This window comes from Pseudomonas sp. RAC1 (genome assembly GCF_030658255.1).
Taxonomy (GTDB): Bacteria; Pseudomonadota; Gammaproteobacteria; order Pseudomonadales; family Pseudomonadaceae; genus Aquipseudomonas; species Aquipseudomonas boreofloridensis.
In genome coordinates, this window is the sequence record NZ_JAUTXS020000013.1 from 41,576 (window position 1) to 57,670 (window position 16,095).

Annotated in this window: 15 protein-coding genes; 10 read left to right on the forward strand and 5 right to left on the reverse strand. The window is 66.6% G+C overall.

Translation table 11 applies throughout. From position 1 onward, the window contains the following. Positions 1-175: 175 nt before the first annotated feature. Complete coding sequence (locus Q7C30_RS02445) at positions 176-1,819, forward strand: methyl-accepting chemotaxis protein (protein ID WP_317870540.1); 1,644 nt, start codon at positions 176-178, stop codon at positions 1,817-1,819. A gap of 250 nt (positions 1,820-2,069) precedes the next feature. Here Q7C30_RS02445 and Q7C30_RS02450 read toward each other — a convergent pair whose 3' ends face one another. From Q7C30_RS02450 to Q7C30_RS02460, 3 genes are all read right to left on the reverse strand, one after another. Further along, on the reverse strand, positions 2,070-3,458 hold the full coding sequence (locus Q7C30_RS02450) for a class II fumarate hydratase (protein WP_317870542.1): 1,389 nt from the start codon (positions 3,456-3,458) through the stop codon (positions 2,070-2,072). 15 nt (positions 3,459-3,473) lie between these two features. Further along, on the reverse strand, positions 3,474-4,775 hold the full coding sequence (gene dctA, locus Q7C30_RS02455) for a C4-dicarboxylate transporter DctA (RefSeq protein WP_029615177.1): 1,302 nt from the start codon (positions 4,773-4,775) through the stop codon (positions 3,474-3,476). Positions 4,776-4,841: 66 nt separating this feature from the next. Then, on the reverse strand, positions 4,842-6,197 hold the full coding sequence (locus Q7C30_RS02460; RefSeq protein WP_116889282.1) for an adenylosuccinate lyase family protein: 1,356 nt from the start codon (positions 6,195-6,197) through the stop codon (positions 4,842-4,844). Positions 6,198-6,322: 125 nt separating this feature from the next. Between Q7C30_RS02460 and Q7C30_RS02465 the strand changes: the two genes are divergently transcribed. Next, a complete protein-coding gene (locus Q7C30_RS02465) occupies positions 6,323-7,057 on the forward strand; it encodes a GntR family transcriptional regulator (protein ID WP_039580426.1) in 735 nt (244 codons plus the stop codon). A gap of 12 nt (positions 7,058-7,069) precedes the next feature. On the opposite strand, the gene Q7C30_RS02470 is transcribed toward Q7C30_RS02465, so the two are convergent. After that, entirely contained in the window at positions 7,070-8,014 is a 945-nt protein-coding gene (locus Q7C30_RS02470; protein ID WP_317870544.1) for an AraC family transcriptional regulator, read from the reverse strand. Positions 8,015-8,194: 180 nt separating this feature from the next. Here Q7C30_RS02470 and Q7C30_RS02475 point away from each other — a divergent pair, with 180 nt between their 5' ends. From Q7C30_RS02475 to Q7C30_RS02500, 6 genes are read left to right on the forward strand one after another with little or no spacing between them, the layout of a single operon-like run. Then, a complete protein-coding gene (locus Q7C30_RS02475; protein WP_029615174.1) occupies positions 8,195-8,644 on the forward strand; it encodes a hypothetical protein in 450 nt (149 codons plus the stop codon). 30 nt (positions 8,645-8,674) lie between these two features. After that, positions 8,675-9,340, forward strand: coding sequence for a hypothetical protein (locus Q7C30_RS02480; protein WP_317870545.1), 666 nt, complete (start codon positions 8,675-8,677; stop codon positions 9,338-9,340). Positions 9,341-9,398: 58 nt separating this feature from the next. Next, positions 9,399-10,055 (forward strand): hypothetical protein, encoded by a 657-nt coding sequence (locus tag Q7C30_RS02485; RefSeq protein ID WP_317870546.1) that lies wholly within the window; start codon positions 9,399-9,401, stop codon positions 10,053-10,055. After that, on the forward strand, positions 10,048-10,710 hold the full coding sequence (locus tag Q7C30_RS02490) for a hypothetical protein (RefSeq protein ID WP_317870547.1): 663 nt from the start codon (positions 10,048-10,050) through the stop codon (positions 10,708-10,710). Before Q7C30_RS02485 ends, Q7C30_RS02490 begins: the two co-directional genes overlap by 8 nt. Before the next feature lie 24 nt (positions 10,711-10,734). Further along, positions 10,735-12,192 carry a M48 family metalloprotease gene (locus Q7C30_RS02495; protein WP_317870548.1) on the forward strand — a complete coding sequence of 486 codons (1,458 nt, stop codon included), beginning with the start codon at positions 10,735-10,737 and terminating at the stop codon, positions 12,190-12,192. Then, entirely contained in the window at positions 12,189-12,839 is a 651-nt protein-coding gene (locus Q7C30_RS02500) for a hypothetical protein (protein WP_317870549.1), read from the forward strand. The genes Q7C30_RS02495 and Q7C30_RS02500 overlap by 4 nt, the downstream gene beginning before the upstream one ends. Before the next feature lie 109 nt (positions 12,840-12,948). On the opposite strand, the gene Q7C30_RS02505 is transcribed toward Q7C30_RS02500, so the two are convergent. Further along, entirely contained in the window at positions 12,949-13,854 is a 906-nt protein-coding gene (locus tag Q7C30_RS02505; protein ID WP_317870550.1) for a LysR family transcriptional regulator, read from the reverse strand. Between the two features lie 221 nt (positions 13,855-14,075). On the opposite strand from Q7C30_RS02505, the gene Q7C30_RS02510 reads away from it, so the two are divergent. Together Q7C30_RS02510 and Q7C30_RS02515 are read left to right on the forward strand one after the other, a co-directional pair. Continuing rightward, on the forward strand, positions 14,076-14,903 hold the full coding sequence (locus Q7C30_RS02510; RefSeq protein WP_317870566.1) for a MaoC family dehydratase N-terminal domain-containing protein: 828 nt from the start codon (positions 14,076-14,078) through the stop codon (positions 14,901-14,903). A 20-nt stretch (positions 14,904-14,923) separates the two neighbouring features. Next, positions 14,924-16,087 (forward strand): acyl-CoA dehydrogenase family protein, encoded by a 1,164-nt coding sequence (locus Q7C30_RS02515; protein ID WP_039580410.1) that lies wholly within the window; start codon positions 14,924-14,926, stop codon positions 16,085-16,087. The last annotated feature ends 8 nt before the right edge of the window (positions 16,088-16,095 follow it).

Here is a 16,095-nt window from a genome sequence, read left to right on the forward strand (position 1 = left end):
AGGCAACCTCAATGTGCAGCGGTGGTAAACCGCGTGCCTTCGATGCTAGTTCCTGCCCGCCGTGCGCGCGAGCCATGTGCGCAGTCAATTCATCCCATAGGCAGTTTTTTAATACGCGCGTCCCAGATTCTCGTAGAGAATGCTGGCAAATAGCTTTTAGCGCTTGGGGAAGAACATGTTCGGCAAGATCGGTATCACCAAAAGGTTGGCCTTCGGCTTTGCATTGGTCGTGGGTTTGATGCTGATCGTCACGGCCATCGGCGTGCGGCGAGTTGGCGGCATCGACGAGCGACTGACCCAGGTCAGCAGCCAGACCACTGTCAAACAGCGCTATGCCATCAACTTGCGCGGCAGCGTGCACGACCGCGCCATCGCCCTGCGCGACGCGGTGCTGGTGCACGAGGATAGCCAATTGACGCCGATTCTCCAGGACATCCAGCGTCTGGACGACGTCTATCAGACCTCGGCCGCGCCGTTGGCCAAGATGCTCGGCGAGGGGCAGGGCAGTGCCGAAGAACTGCGCCTGCAGCAGCAGATCCAGGTCGCCGAACGCAGCGCCCAGGCGGCCACCGCGCAGTTGCTTGGACTGCGCCGGCAAGGCGATTTCGCCCAGGCCCAGGCACTGCTGCTGGCTCAGGTGGGGCCGGACTACAAGGAATGGCTGCGCAGCATCAACGCCTTCATCGACTTCCAGGAAAAGGACGTGGTGCACGACATCGCCCAGGTGCGTGCGAGCGCCTCGGGCTTCGCCGGGCTGATGCTGTGGTCGGTGGCCCTGGCCGCGTTGCTGAGCCTGGTCGCCTCGCTGCTGATCATCCGCAGCATCCGCTCGACCCTCGGTGCCGAGCCTGAGGAAGTGGCGCGTCTGTTGCGCGGCCTGGCCGAAGGCCAGATCGACCCGAACCTGCGCAGCCAGCACCCGCACAGCGTGATGGGCGCGCTAGGCACCACCAACCGTCACCTCACCGAGATCGTCACCCAGGTCAACCAGGTGGCGAGCGACCTGGTCGAGTCCTCCAGCCGCATGCGCCAGAACGCGTCGGACAACCAAGGGCGCATGCAGCAGCAGGGTGACGACACCCAGCAGATGGCCAGCGCCGTGACCCAACTGGTGGCCGCGATCAACCAGATCTCCGCCTACGCCGCCACCGCTGCGCAAGCGTCCGCCGCCGCGGACCAGGAAGTGGATGCCGGCAAGACCGTGGTCGAAGGCACGGCCGATTCGATGCAGGCGTTGTCCCAGGTGCTGGAGTCGGCCAGCGAGGCGGTGCTGCAAGTGGCCTCGGACAGCCAGGCCATCGAAAGCATCATCGAGGTGATCAACTCGATCGCCGAGCGGACCAACCTGCTGGCGCTCAACGCGGCCATCGAAGCGGCGCGCGCCGGCGAGTTCGGCCGGGGCTTCGCGGTGGTCGCCGACGAGGTGCGCTCGCTGGCCAACCGCACCCAGGAATCGACCCGCGAGATCAGCGCCATGATCGGCAAGTTGCAGGACGGCGCCGGCAAGACTGCGCAGATCGTCGGCAGCAGCCGCGAGCTGGCCCAGGAGACAGTGCAGCGCACGCAGGTGGCGCAGCGTTCGTTGAACGAGATCCGCCGCGAGGTGGCGGCGATCAGTCGGATGAACGAGCAGATCGCCACGGCGTCTTCGCAGCAGGACACGGCGGCGACGCTGCTGGGCCAGGATATCCAGCGCATCCAGGGCTCGTCGCAGCAGGTTCAGGCCGGCTCCACGCGCCTGGCGCAGGACAGCCAGGAGTTGCTGGCGCTGGCCGATGCACTGGGCCAGCGCATGGGCTTCTTCAAGACCCTGCGCTAGCGCAAGCGGCCACGGCGAAGCTGAAAACCTGGGACTGCTGCGCAGTCCAATCGCGACACGAGGCCGCTCCCACGAGAGCGTGCGAGCTGCCAGAAATTGAGCATGACAGTTGCCCGCAAAGGCCTCAGCGCACGAGGCCCGCCCAGGCTGTCTGAGCCTACACCGGCCAACTTGTGGGAGCGGCCTTGCGCCGCGATTGGACCGCAGAGCGGTCCCTGCAATGGCCGCGGCGAAGCCGAACCTACAGGCCTCAGCGCCCGACCATCTGGTCTGGCCGAACATGCGCGTCGTACGCCTGTTCGGTCAGCAGGCCCAGCGCTACGGCGGCCTGTTTCGGTGTCAGTCCTTCATCGGCCGCCTTGCGCGTGATGCGCGCCACCTGGTCGTAGCCCAGCACCGGGTTCAGCGCCGTGGCCAGCAGCAACGAGCCTTCCACGTTGCGCGCCAGCACCGCGCGATCCACTTCCAGACCCAGCAGCAAATGCTCGGTGAAACGCACGATGCTCTCGCTCAGCACGCTGATCGACTGCAACACGTTGTGGATGATCACCGGTTTCGCCACGTTCAGCTCGAACAGGCTGGACGCGCCGGCCACCGTCACCGTGGTGTGGTTGCCCATCACCTGCATGCAGGCCTGGGCCAGCACCTCGGCCAGCGTCGGGTTGCGTTTGCCCGGCATGATCGAGGACGTCAGCCCGTCGTCCGGCACGATCAGCTCGCCCAGCCCGCAACGCGGCCCGGAGCCGAGCAGGCGAATGTCGTTGGCCAGCTTGCTCAGCGACACTGCCAGCACGTTGAGCACCCCCGATACTTCGACGAACACATCGTGGGTACCCATGCCCTCGAACGCACACGGGTTGGCGGTGAACGGGGTTTCGGTGATCTGCGACAGCGCTTCGCAGAAAGCTTCGGCGAAGCCTGGCGGTGCGTTCAGTCCAGTGCCTACCGCCGTGCCGCCCTGGGGCAGGCTGCTCAGCCGGGGCAGGCAGCCGTGCACGCGTTCGATGCCATGGGCGATCTGCGCGGCGAAGCTGGCGAAGGCCTGGCCCAGGGTCATGGGCACGGCATCCATCAAGTGCGTGCGACCGATCTTCAGCACCGCCTGCCATTGCTGCGCCTTGTCCTGCAGCGCGGCCTGCAACTGCACCAGCGCCGGCAGCAGCGCCTGGCTCAAGGCCAGGCGGGTGCTCAGGTGCATCACCGTGGGGAAGGTGTCGTTGGACGACTGCGAGCGGTTGACGTGATCGTTCGGGTGCACCGGCGTCTTGCCGCCCAAGGGCTGGCCCAGCAACTGGTTGGCGCGGTTGGCGATCACCTCGTTGGCGTTCATGTTGGTCTGCGTGCCGGAGCCGGTTTGCCACAGCGTCAGCGGAAAGTGGCTGTCGAAGTGGCCGTCGGCAAGCGCCTGCGCGGCCTGCTCGATCACCTCGGCCAGCGCCGCGTCCAGTGTGCCCAGGCGCCGGTTGGCCCGGGCGCAGGCCAGCTTCTGCTGGCCGAAGGCATGCACCAGCGCAGGCGGGAACTGCTCGCGACCGGCGCCGAACACGCCGATGGCGCGCTGGGTCTGGGCGCCCCAGTACTTGTCCTGGGGAATCTGCACCGCGCCGAAGGCGTCGTGTTCCAGACGAAAGGTTTGCATGGGCTTCTCCATGGCTCAGAGCGGCGCCGCCGAGGCACGTCCGAGCACCCGCTCGTACTCGCCCTGGGCCTGCTGCTCGGAGAACTCGCCGGACCACTTGGCGACCACCACGGTGGCCACGCTGTTGCCGATGGTGTTGCACGTGGCGATGGCCATGGACATGAAGCGGTACACCCCGAACAGCAGCGCCAGGCCTTCGACCGGCAGGTTGCCGATGGCCGTGACGGTGGCGGCGAACACCACGAAGCTGCCGCCGGACACCGCCGCCGCCCCCTTGGAGGTCACCAGCATGATGGCGATGATGCCCAGTTGCTGTTCCCAGCTCAGCGGCACGCCATAGGCGTTGGCGATGAACAGCACGCACAGCGACATGTAGATCGACGTGCCGTCGAGGTTGAAGGCGTAGCCGGTGGGCAGTACCAGGCCAACGCTCTGCTTGGAGCAGCCGAACTTCTCCAGCTTCTGCAACAGGCGCGGCAGGGCGCTTTCCGACGAGGCGGTGCCGAGCACGATGAACACTTCATCCTTGATGTACTTGAGGAAGCGCCACAGGCTGAAGCCGCACAACCGGCACACGGTGCCGAGGATCACGAAGATGAAGAACAGCACCGCCACGTAGAACATCAGCACCAGGTTGGCCAGCGACATCAGCACCGCCGTGCCATTGCTGCCCACCGCGTAGGCCACCGAGCCGAAGGCGCCCAGCGGGGCGAGCTTCATGATCAGGTTGATGAACTCGAAGAAGCACTCCGAGACGCGGTTCAGGCCGTCCTCGACCACCGCGCGGCGCTCGGCCTTGAGCGCCAGCAGGGCGAAGCCGAACAGCACCGAGATCACCAGCACTTGCAGCAACTGACCGCCCGCGAAGGCGCCGACGAAGTTGTCGGGGAAGATGCCGTAGATGAAGTCCAGGGTCGACTGCGGCGCGTGTCCCTTGGCCACGGCGGCAGCGGCAGCGGCCGAGGTGGCGCTGTTGGGATGGGCATCATGCATGCCCGAACCGATGTCGATCAGGTTGCCCCAGCCCAGGCCGATGGCCAGGGCCAGGGTGGAGACCACCTCGAAGTAGATCAGCGCGCGGATACCGACCTTGCCGACGCGGCGGATGTCGCCGGCCGAGGCGATGCCGTGGACCACGGTGAAGAACACCAGGGGGGCCACGGCGGTCTTGATCAGCTTGAGGAAGATGTCGCCGAGGATCTTGAACTTGGCCGCCAGCTCCGGAGCGATGAAGCCGAAGGCGATGCCGATGAGCATGGCCGCGACCACCTGGAAGGTCAGGTCGCGGTAGAAGGGTTTTGCAGGGGCAGATGACATGGTCGAATTCTCATTGTTGTCGTTGTCGAGAAAACCACGCGGGCTGCACACAGCCCGCGTCTTGCATCAACGCGGCACGCGGCCTTGGCGCTCCAGGGCGCGGTCGACCATCTGCGGCGCCAGACCCAGGTAGTTGGCCGGGTCGGTCAGGCGTTCGAGCTCGGCGCGCGGCAGGCGTGCGCTGACCTCGGCATCGCGCAGCAGCGCATCGAGCAGGCTGACGCCTTCGTCGTTGGCCACGCGGCACGCGGCATACACCACGTCGTGGGCGACCTGGCGACCCAACTCCGGCGCCAGGCCCATCATCACCGCTTCGGCGACGATCAACCCACGGGTCATGTCCAGGTTCTGGCGCATGCGCTCGGTGCGCACTTCCAGGCCGGCGAGCATGAACTTGGCCTGGCCCAAGGAGGCGGCGGTGAGGGCGAAGGCTTCGGGAATGGCGATCCATTCGGCCTGCCACGGGCCGGTGGAGCGCTCGAAGTCCTGGATCATCGCATCGAGCATCAGCCCGGCCTGCTGGCGCACGCCCTTGGCGGCGGCGTACATCAGCTCGCAGGAGATCGGGTTGCGTTTCTGCGGCATGGTGCTGCTGGCGCCCCGGCCTTTGACGAAGGGCTCGTAGGCCTCGCCCAGCTCGCTGGTCATCATCATCATCACGTCCAGCGCGACCTTGCCCAGCGAACCGCTGACCAGGCCGAGGAAGTTCAGGGCTTCGGCCAGGCCGTCGCGGGCCACGTGCCAAGTGGCTTGCGGCACGCCCAGGCCCAGTTCGGCCATCAGCGCTTCCTGCACGTCCAGGCCTTTGTCGCCGAGCGAGGCGAGGGTGCCGGCGGCGCCGGCGAACTGACCGATTTCCACCCGTGGGCGCAGCTCGACCAGGCGCTCGGCGTGGCGGTCGAACATGCTCAGCCACACCGCGCACTTGTAGCCGAAGGTGATCGGCAGGGCGTGCTGCAAGTGGGTGCGACCGGCCATCGGCGTGTCGCGGTAGCGCTGCGCCAGGTCGGCGAGCAGGCCACGCACGGCCTGGATATCGCGCTCGACGATGGCCAGGGCGGCGCGCACCTGCAGGACCACGGCGGTGTCCATGATGTCCTGGGTGGTGGCGCCCCAGTGCACGTAGCGTCCGGCTTCGCCGCAGGTTTTCGACAGTTGCTCGACCAGGGGCAGGATCGGGTAGCCGACGATTTCGGTCTCGTGCTGCATCAGCGCCAGGTCCAGCGAGGCGTAGGTGGCCTTGGCGGCGATCTCGTCGGCGGCAGCGGCCGGAATCACGCCGCAGCGGGCCTCGGCGCGGGCGAGGGCGATCTCCACTTCGATGTAGCGCTCGATCAGCGCTTTGTCGGAGAACACGCCGCGCATTTCGGCGGTGCCGAACATGTCGCGGAACAGGGCGGAATCGAAGACGGTGGTGGACATGGCGGATCCTTTCTTGTTCGGTATTTGTTCGAAATTAATCGAACTTATTTGATATATCCGAACAAAATGGTCTGCCACATTTGGTACACTGTCAACCCTTTGCCTTCCGTGAACATGAGCCGTCAATGAGCACCCGTGGCCGCTACTCCGATATCGCCAGAGACCTCACCGACAAGATCGCCCGTGGCGATCACCCGGTCGGCTCGCTGCTGCCCACCGAGCTTGAGCTGTGCGAGCTGTACGGCGTGGGGCGACACACGGTGCGGGCGGCCATCGACCAGTTGCAGGGCCAGGGCATGGTCTCGCGGCGACGAAAGGTCGGTACGCGGGTCGAGGCGGCAGCGCCGCGCAGCGGTTATTCGCAGGCGATCGATTCGATCACCGACCTGGTCCAGGTGGCCGAATCCCATGTCCGTGAAATACAGGGCGTGCGCCATTTCGTGGCCGACATCGCCCTGGCCAAGCGCCTGGGGCTGACGCCGGGCGGGCATTACTTCTGCGTGTCGAGCATCAAGGTCGAAAGTGGCGAGCGGCGCTATCCGCTGTGCTGGACCGACGTCTACGCCGAACAGCGCTTCGCCGAGGTGGTGGCCGAGGCCGAGGCGCATCCGGGCGAGCTGATCGCCGCCTTGATCGGCAAGGCCTTCGCCAAGAGCATCGAGTCGGTGGACCAGGAGGTCAGCCCGGTGCAGCTCACCGCCGAGCTGAGCGCGAGCTTGAAAGCGCCCAGCGGCGATCTGGGGCTGAACATCATCCGCCATTACCGCGATCAGGCCGGTGAAATCATCTCGGTGTCCGAAACCGTCTACCCACGCGACCGCTTCACCCTGGTGATGCACATGACCCGCGCCCAGCGCTGAGCGCAGCGGCGCTCAGGCCATGCCGGGCGGGTGGCCGTGGTAGGCCTTGTAGGCGTTGCTGAAGTTGGCCGGGTTGGCGTAGCCCAGGCGATAGGCGATCTGCGCCACCTGCCATTTGCGTTGCAGCAGCAGCGTGCGCGCCAGCTCCATGCGCTGCTGGCGCAGGTACTGCAGCATCGACTGACCGAATACCTTGGCGAAGGCGCGGCGCAGGGTGGTTTCGCCGACCCCTAGCTGACGCGCCAGCTCCAATACCGTCGGCGGATCGGCCAGGTGTTCGTCGAGCAGACGCCGAGCCTCGTGGGCCAGGTCCTGCTGGCCGCGCTGCGGCGCGTCGGGCGGGGCTACGCGGCCGGCCACATGCGCCCCCAACTCCACCAGCACGGCCAGGCTCAGGCTTTCCTGGTGCAAGCGCTTGAGCGCGCCGTGGTACGGGCAGTGGTAGAGCTGTTCGAGCAGGCGGCCCACGGCGGGGCAGGCGGGCAGGGCGCTGAAGCTCATGCCATCGCCCAGCAGCGCCAGCAACGGGCGCAGGTTCGGGTCTTCCTCGGCCAACTCGCGCAGGTAACGGCCGGCCACCCGCAGCCCGGCCATGCGCGCGTGGCTGCCGGGGGCCAGGGTGTCGACCGCCTGCATGCTCTCGCTCAGGCCCAGCACATGGGGCGTGCCGGCTTCGTACTGGTTCAGCCGACCCTCGATGCGGTGCTGCCACTGGCCGTCCAGCACCTGGACGATGCACAGGCTGCCGGGCAATACCTTCTCGATGCGCAGCGGCTCGGGGAACTGCAGGTCGCAGTCGAAGTACTGCAGGTGCTCGCGCACGGTGTGCGCATGGTAGTGGCCCACCGCGCTGCCCATGACCTGCGCCGTGCGGCGGTCGAACACACCGGCCTGGGCCAGGGATGACGGGCTGTCGAAGCTGAAGTGGGTGTCGAGATAGGGGTTCGGGCTGTTCATGGGGCGAGCGCGTCCGTGAATGAGGTGAGTGACGCGGTGCGCAATGTTAACGCGTCCACATCTTTACCGTCAGCCGTTGTGAGTGGCGGGCCGTTAGTTGTGAGAGACGGCCAAATGGCTTGGCAGTTCCCTGAGGGTCCACTTCAATACTCCACTTTTGACCTCCGAGGAGCGACGAGCATGCTGACGTATCGTAGATGGGCGGCCGTACTGGCCACTTCCGTAGCCCTGTTCATGGGCATCGCGCAGGCCCAGGCCGAGGATCGTCCGCCCGTGGCCGATAAGGTGGTGGCCTATGCCGGCGAGCAAGGCGTGAAGGTGTGGACCCTGCGCATCGGCGAGCGCAGCGCCAACGAAGCCCTGGTGCAGGTCGAGGGCGTGGACCACGACTGGAACATGAAGATCCAGAAAATGAAGGTCGAGAAGACCGACAAGGCCACCCGTTACTACACCACCGTCGATGGCCAGAAATTCGCCGCGCTGGTGATCCAGGGTTCGGACAGCTGGGCCGCCAGCGAGCTGTACCTGCCGGGTGAAGCCCAGGCGCTGAAACTGGGTTACTCCGAGTCGCTGTCCGAGCAGGGCAATGCCCAGGCGTTCCTGACCGATTACCTGAACGCACAAAAATAAATACCCCTTCTTTTGCCGAGAGCCTTGCCCATGAGCACGCCAGACCAGCCCAACTCGCTTAACGCACTGTCCGACTCGCTTGGCGCCGAATACGACCAGTCCCGCGCTGCCCAGCGCGAGCAGGTGATCGCCGAGCTGAAACAGGTGATCGACCAGGTGCCCGAGCAGATCGAGTTCACCAACACGCCGCGTTTCAAGGTGTGGGGGCCGATCCTGCTACTGGTCAGCCTGGCCATCGCCTTCGGTGGGATGAAGACCGGCAGCGCTGGCCTGACCTGGCTTGGCGTGATCATGGCGGTGCTGTTCGGGGTGATGTCGTGGCAGCACCGCACGGCCGGCACGCAGGTGTTCATGCGCCTGAATCGCCGGCAGTTGTGGGTCGACTCGCTGTCGGCGCCGGTGGAAATGGCCGATGTCGAGGACATCAGCGTCAAGGACGAAGGCCAGGTGATGCAGCAGAAGCTCGACCTGAGCAGCGAGGCTGTATTGCCCACCCACCGTGCCGCGAAATTCCAACTGTTCGGCAACCAGGCCATGGCGTTGAAAAAGCCGCGTCCGCATATCCGCATCATGTCCGCCGGCATCATGACCGCTGGACGCCGGGTGCATGTGGATGAAATGGGCGCGATCCTGGCCGCCTACCGCGATGCTGCGCGTGCGCAGCGTCAGTTGGACCTGCTGCTGCGTCAGGGATGACGCCGCTGCATCGAAACGCTTTTCAGCGTCGCTTTCCCCTATCCAGAGAGTGTTTTGCGTGAATAACCCAGACAAACCCGACCCGCTGAACGGGCCATCCGGCAGCGACGCCTCAGGGTCCAGCCAGGCCCAGCTCGGCCGAGTGATCGCCGAGCTCAAGCAGACCCTCGAACGCGTGCCCGAGCAGACCGAGTTCACCAACTCTCCCCGCTACAAACGGTGGGGACCGGTGATCGCCCTGGCCGGCGTAGGCGGCGTGTTCTTCGGCCTCTCCAGCGGCAAGCTGCTGGTGGTGCTGTGCGGCGTGGCGCTGGTGCTGTTCGGTGCCGCCCTGTTCTGGCAGCACCGCAACGCCGGTACCCAGGTGTTCATGCGCCTGACCCGTCGTCAGGTCTGGGTCGATACCCTGTCGGCGCCGGTGGACCTGGCCGATGTCGAAGACATCAGCGTCAAGGAAGAGGGCCTGCTCACCACCCAGGAATTGACCCTGAGCCGCGAGGCCATCCTGCCGACCCACCGGGTGCGGCACATGGTGTTCTTCGCCGACCAGGCCGTGGTCGACACGGAGCCCGAGCCCTGCATCCGCATCATGTCGGCCGGTTTGATGAGTGGTGGGCGCAAGGTCTCGGTCCGCGAGATGGCGGCGTTGCTGGAGGCGTATCGCGATGCCGCCTGCGCCGAGCGTCAGCTCGCGGTGGTACAGCCGCGTGGATGAGGCCGCTCGCGAAGCGCATCTGATCGACCTGCAGCGTCTGGCCGACGGGCCGACCGAACGCCTGGAGATCCGTGAGTCCTCGCGTGGCAAGTCGCTGGCCTGTGCGGTGTTCGGCGGGCTGATGGTGGCCCTGGGAGGCTGGTTGTCGTGGGTCTTCGTGGTGATCGGCATCACGCCCGGCAAGCCCGTTTTCCTGCTGGCCTGGGCCGTCAGCCTGGCGCTGGTGCTGGCGGGTGTCGCCGCGCTGGCCTTGGCCGAAGCGTTGCGCCGCCGGCATGGCCAGTGTGTCCTGGCCCTGACCCCGAACACCCTGACGTTCTCCAACTCGAACGGTGCGGTGCCGCTGCACACCTTTTCGGGTTTCGAGATCGACCAGCGTCACCTGAGAACGGTGCTGACCTTTCGAGTCGCCGCGCACGCCCGCGCACCGGCGCTGCAAGCCGCCTGCTTCAAGTCGCTGACCGCGCCCGATGCCCATCCGGTGGCCGGCGGCCTGAGTGTCGAGCTCTGGCTGTGCGTGCCCACCCTCGATGGCCAGCGCATCGACTTCGAGGCGCTGACTTCCCTGCTGCTGGACTACATCGAAGCGGCGCAGGCGCGGCGCACCCTGGGCGAGCTCTATCCACAGGTGCAGCGCTTCGGTGCTGCGCGCTGAAGTCATCGAGTTGGAGATACGCCGGTGAACCTGACCAAACGCCTGTGGTGGGCGCTGCCCGTGATCCTGCTGCCACTGCTGCTCATGGCCTGGACCGCCCAGCAGTCCTGGCGCGCCAACCATGACCTGGAAACCGCCGAGATCATGCGCCAGTGGATCGCCACGTCCGACGACACCTTGCTGGCAAGACTGTCGGCGCGCGAGCGCAATGACGTGATCCGCCCTGAAGATCGCGCCCGGTATTTCCAGCGCCAGATCGACCTGGTCGACGCCGACGCCGGCTCGCTGCACCTGCGCGCCTGGCTGGGCGAGTTGGCGTACTGGCTGGCGGTGGCGGCGCTGCTGGCAGGGGTCGGCACCTGGCTGAAGATCCGCATCGACGCCTGGCGGGCGCGGCTTTCGCAAGACTTTCTGGAACAGCGCCTGGCACGCAGTTGGCACGTGCTGGGACGCTGCCTGATCGGTTACACCGGTCTGCTGGTGGGCGCGCTGGGGCTGGCGCTGCTGTACGAGATCAGTTGGGGCTACAGCAACTTCAAGCAAGGCGGCTTGAGCGCGCTGATCATCGTGCTGTCCATGGTCTCGATGATCTGTGCTGGCGTGGTGATGATCGACCGCTTGCGTCGGCAGTGGACGGTGCTGGAGTCGCCATCGTCGAGCTTTCTGGGGCGCACCCTGAGCCTGCAACAGGCGCCAGCGGTGTGGGCCTGGGTGCGCAGCCTGGCCGAGCAGGTCGGGGCGCCGACACCCGACCATCTGGTGGTGGGGTTGGACCAGTCGTTCTTCGTCACCAGCGTGCCGGTGGTCCTGCAACCTTCGGGTCAAGCGCTGCACGGTCGCACGCTGTACCTGCCGCTCACCGCGCTATGCGCACTCAGCCAGGCGGAGACCGCCGCGATCATCGGCCACGAGCTGGGGCATTTCCGTTCCCAGGACACCGAGCGCAGCAGTGCCCTGGCTGCGCAGTTCGGCCTGATGTGCGCGCACTACGCCAGCCTGACCGAGGACGATGGCCCACCGCCGTGGTTGGAACGACCGGCGCTGTGGATGGCGGGGCAGTTCCTGGAGCAGTTCGAGCGTGCGGTGCAGCACTGGAGCCGGGTGCAGGAGCTGGCGGCGGACCGGGTCGGGGCGCAGGTGGCCGGCACGCAGGTGTTTGGCCAGGCGCTGTTGCGGATCATCGCCCTGGACGAGGCGTTGCCCCAGGTGTTGGCGGCGCGCGCGGGCGATAACCTGCTGCAGGCCTGGCAGGGGCATCTGCGCGAGCATCCCTTGGTGCTGGACGAGCAGGTGCTGCAACACGCCCTGGCCCACCCGTTCGACAGCCATCCACCGACCGCGCTGCGTTTGCGTGAGCTGAAGGTCAAGGCCGACGCCGAGCTGTTGGCGACCGCTACGCGGGTGCCCAGCGAGGAAGACCGGCGCTGGTTCGAAGGGTTGCTCGGTGCCCAGCAGGCGTCCAGCCGAGGGGCTCGTGCATGAGTAGCGATTGCGCTTCGCTCGACGATTTGGCGCAGTCGCTGGGGCGTGAGTTCGACGCACGCATGGACGCCCGCCGTCGTGCAGCCATCGCCGAGCACGAGGCCCAACTGGCGGCCTTGCCGCCGGTGACCGAACTGACGCAGTCGCCCCAGGTGCGCGGGATGTTGGCGGTGGGTGTGTTGGTGTTGGCCGGGCTGGCGCTCTGGTGCCTGAAGGATGCCTGGCCGGTGAGCGTGCCGCTATGGCTGCTGGCCGCGTTGGCGATCCGCAGCCTTTGGCTGCAGCGTGACACGGGGCAGCAGCCGCTGCTGCGCCTGACCCATGAGCGGTTGTGGTTCGCGTGCCTGGACCGGGAATTGGCCTTGGTCGACCTGGTCGAGGGGCGGGTCAGGCAGGGGCGGGACCTGCACATCGTGCTCACCCTCAAGCCAGGCACAGTCCTGCCGCGCCCACGCAATCGGCTGGGACCCTGGATGCCCAGGGCCAAGGTCAAAGGCGGTGTCCAGCCGCAGGTGACGCTGATCTGCTACGGGCTGACGCACCAGGGCCAGTCATTGGATGCGCAGGCGTTGATGGATCTCTTGCGCGCGTACGATGCGTGCGCGCAGGCCAAGCTCCGGCTTGACGCCTTGTACGCACAGGGGTGATGGCTCAGATTCGTGTAGGAGCGGCCTTGTGTCGCGATCGGGCGCGCAGCGGCCGCAAAGCAGACGATGCGCAACGGCCTGACACACCGCCCCGCCACCAGGCCGGGTCCTAAACCATCGGCACGGGCGCGTCGTCCGGCATCAGCGTGGCGATCAGCGCGCGGACGGTGCCGGGCAGGGCATCGAGTTCGCGCACCAGGATGCTGCGCTCGCGGATCGACCAGGATTCGTCCAGGGCGATGGTCACCAGGTTCATGGTGCGGCTGTGACGCAGCGCCGCCGACTCGGGAATGATGCCGATACCCACGCCGGCCTCGACCATCCGGCAGATCGCCTCGAAACTCGACATCTGGATGCGCAGCGCCAGGCTCTGCCCCATGCGTTCGACATGGTCGCGCAGAAAGGTCAGCAGCGTGCTGCCGTCGTGCAGGCCGATGTGCTGGTAGGCCAGGGTCTGCTTCAACGTCACCTGCCGCCGCCCGGCCAACTCGTGGCCGGCCGGCACGATCAACACCAGACGGTCGGTGCTGAAGCGCATCACCTGCAACCCCGACGCTTCCACGGGCCCGGCGATGATGCCCATGTCGCTGCTGCCGTCGAGCACGCCGCGCACGATGTCCCGTGACAGCCGCTCTTGCAGGTCCACCGTGACCCCAGGGCGCTCGGCGAGAAAACCGGCCAGCACCTCGGGCAGGAATTCGGTGACCGCCGTGGTGTTGGCGAAGATGCGGATATGCCCGGCCGAGTCGGTGCCGAAGCGGGTGAACTCGGCTTTCAGATAGTCCACCTGACGCATGATCAGCCGCGCGTGGGTGAGCAGCGTGTGCCCGGCCGGGGTCAGCTCCACGCCACGGCTGTCGCGGTACAGCAGGCGCGTGTCGAGCTGCGCTTCGAGCGCCTTGATCCGCGCGCTGGCCGCCGCCGGCGAGAGAAAGGCGCGGCGCGCGCCCTGGGTCAGGCTCGGCGACTCGCCGATGTGGATGAACAGCCGCAGGTCTGCCAGATCGAAGTGCATGGGGAGGTCCTGTCACGGTGATGGCGTTCGGCAGTTATGAACGCTGGCTTACGCAAATGCAAATTCACAGAATGCCGGGCGCCTCGCATCATCGGTTGAAGGGCAGTGGCGAGCGGCGAGCCGTAAGCGGCAAACCGGTCGCGCAGAGCCTGCAGGTCGCCGCTTGGCACTGCTTCCTCACACAATAACAAGACGCAGAGGCCCCACTCATGACTGCTCCGATGCACCCTACCGACTACAGCGCCTGGATCGGCCGCACCGAAGAGGCCTGGGATGTGCTCAGCCGCAATCTGGTCAAGCGCATTGCCGCCACCTTTGGCGAAACGGCGCCGGGGCATGGCGAGGCGCTGCCGCCGCTGTGGACCTGGTGCTTTTTCCAGGAGCCGGTCGATGAGGCGCAGTTGGGCGGCGATGGCCATCCGGCACGGGGCGGTTTCCTGCCGCCGGCCGACAACCGCAACCGCATGTGGGCCGGCGGGCGGGTCGAGTTCATCGAGCCGTTGATCGTTGGCGGAGAGGCCCATCGCCTCTCCACCATCACCCACATCGAAGAGAAGCTCGGACGCAGCGGCGCCTTGCTGTTCGTCACCGTGCGCCATGACTACAGCCAGGACGGCCGGCTGTGCGTGCGTGAAGAACAGGACATCGTCTACCGCGAGCCCAACCCGCCGAAGACCGGCAGCGGCCAGGGCTGCGAAGCGGGCCAGTGGAGCGAAACCATCGCACCGACGTCGACCCTACTGTTCCGCTACTCGGCCGTCACCTTCAACGGCCATCGCATCCACTACGACCAGCCCTACGTCACCCGCAGCGAAGGCTACCCCGACCTGGTGGTGCACGGTCCGCTGATCGCCACCCTCAGCTTGCGCGCATTCAGGCGCGCCCACCCTGACAAGCGCGTGCGTCATTTCGCCTACCGCGGCCTGCGCCCGCTGACCTTGCCCACGCCCTTCCAGGTGAGCGGCTGCCTCGACGCGCCCGGCACGGCCCGGCTGTGGGCCGGCAACGCCGATGGCATCGCCCAGAGCGCCGACGTGACCTTCGACTGACCCTCAGCAGAGACGCCCCCATGCACAGCTACGACAGCGATGACCTCACTGCCATCCGCGAAGGCGTGCGCGCCTTGTGCGCCGAATTCCCCGCCGAGTACTGGCGCCAGCTCGACGAGCGCAAAGGCTTTCCGGAAGCCTTCGTCAAGGCCATGACCGACGCCGGCTGGCTGTCGGCGATGATCCCGGAACAGTACGGCGGCTCGGGCCTGGGCCTGGCCGAGGCCTCGGTGATCCTGGAGGAGGTCAACCGCTGCGGCGGCAACTCCGGGACCATCCACGGGCAGATGTACAACATGTTCACCTTGCTGCGACACGGCAGCGAGGCACAGAAAAATTTCTATCTGCCCAAGCTCGCCAGCGGCGAACTGCGCCTGCAATCGATGGGCGTCACCGAACCGACCACCGGCACCGACACCACCCAGCTCAAGACCACCGCCGTGCGCCAGGGCGACCACTACCGGATCAACGGCCAGAAAGTGTGGATCTCGCGTGTGCAGCACTCGGACCTGATGATCCTGCTGGCGCGCACCACGCCGCTGGCCGAGGTGAAGAAAAAGTCCGAAGGCATGTCGATCTTCCTGGTCGACCTGCGCGAGGCCATCGGCCAGGGCCTGACCGTGCAGCCGATCGCCAACATGGTCAACCACGAGACCAACGAGCTGTTCTTCGACAACCTGGAGATTCCCGCCAGCAGCCTGATCGGCGAGGAGGGCAAGGGGTTTCGCTACATCCTCGACGGCCTCAACGCCGAGCGCACGCTGATCGCCGCCGAGTGCATCGGCGACGGTCGCTGGTTCGTCGAGAAGGCCAGCCAGTACGCCCGCGACCGCGTGGTGTTCGGCCGTCCGATTGGCCAGAACCAGGGCGTGCAGTTCCCTATCGCCGAAGCCCATATCGAACTGGAGGCCGCCGACCTGATGCGCTGGCGCGCCTGCGCCGAGTACGACCGTGGCGCCAATGCCGGGGCCGCGGCGAACATGGCCAAGTACCTGGCGGCCAAGGCCTCGTGGGAAGCGGCCAACGCCTGCCTGCAGACCCACGGCGGCTTCGGCTTCGCCAACGAATACGACGTCGAGCGCAAGTTCCGTGAAACCCGCCTGTATCAGGTGGCGCCGATCTCCACCAACCTGATCCTGTCGTACGTGGCCGAGCACCTGCTCGAGCTGCCGCGCAGCTTCTGAGGGCCTGA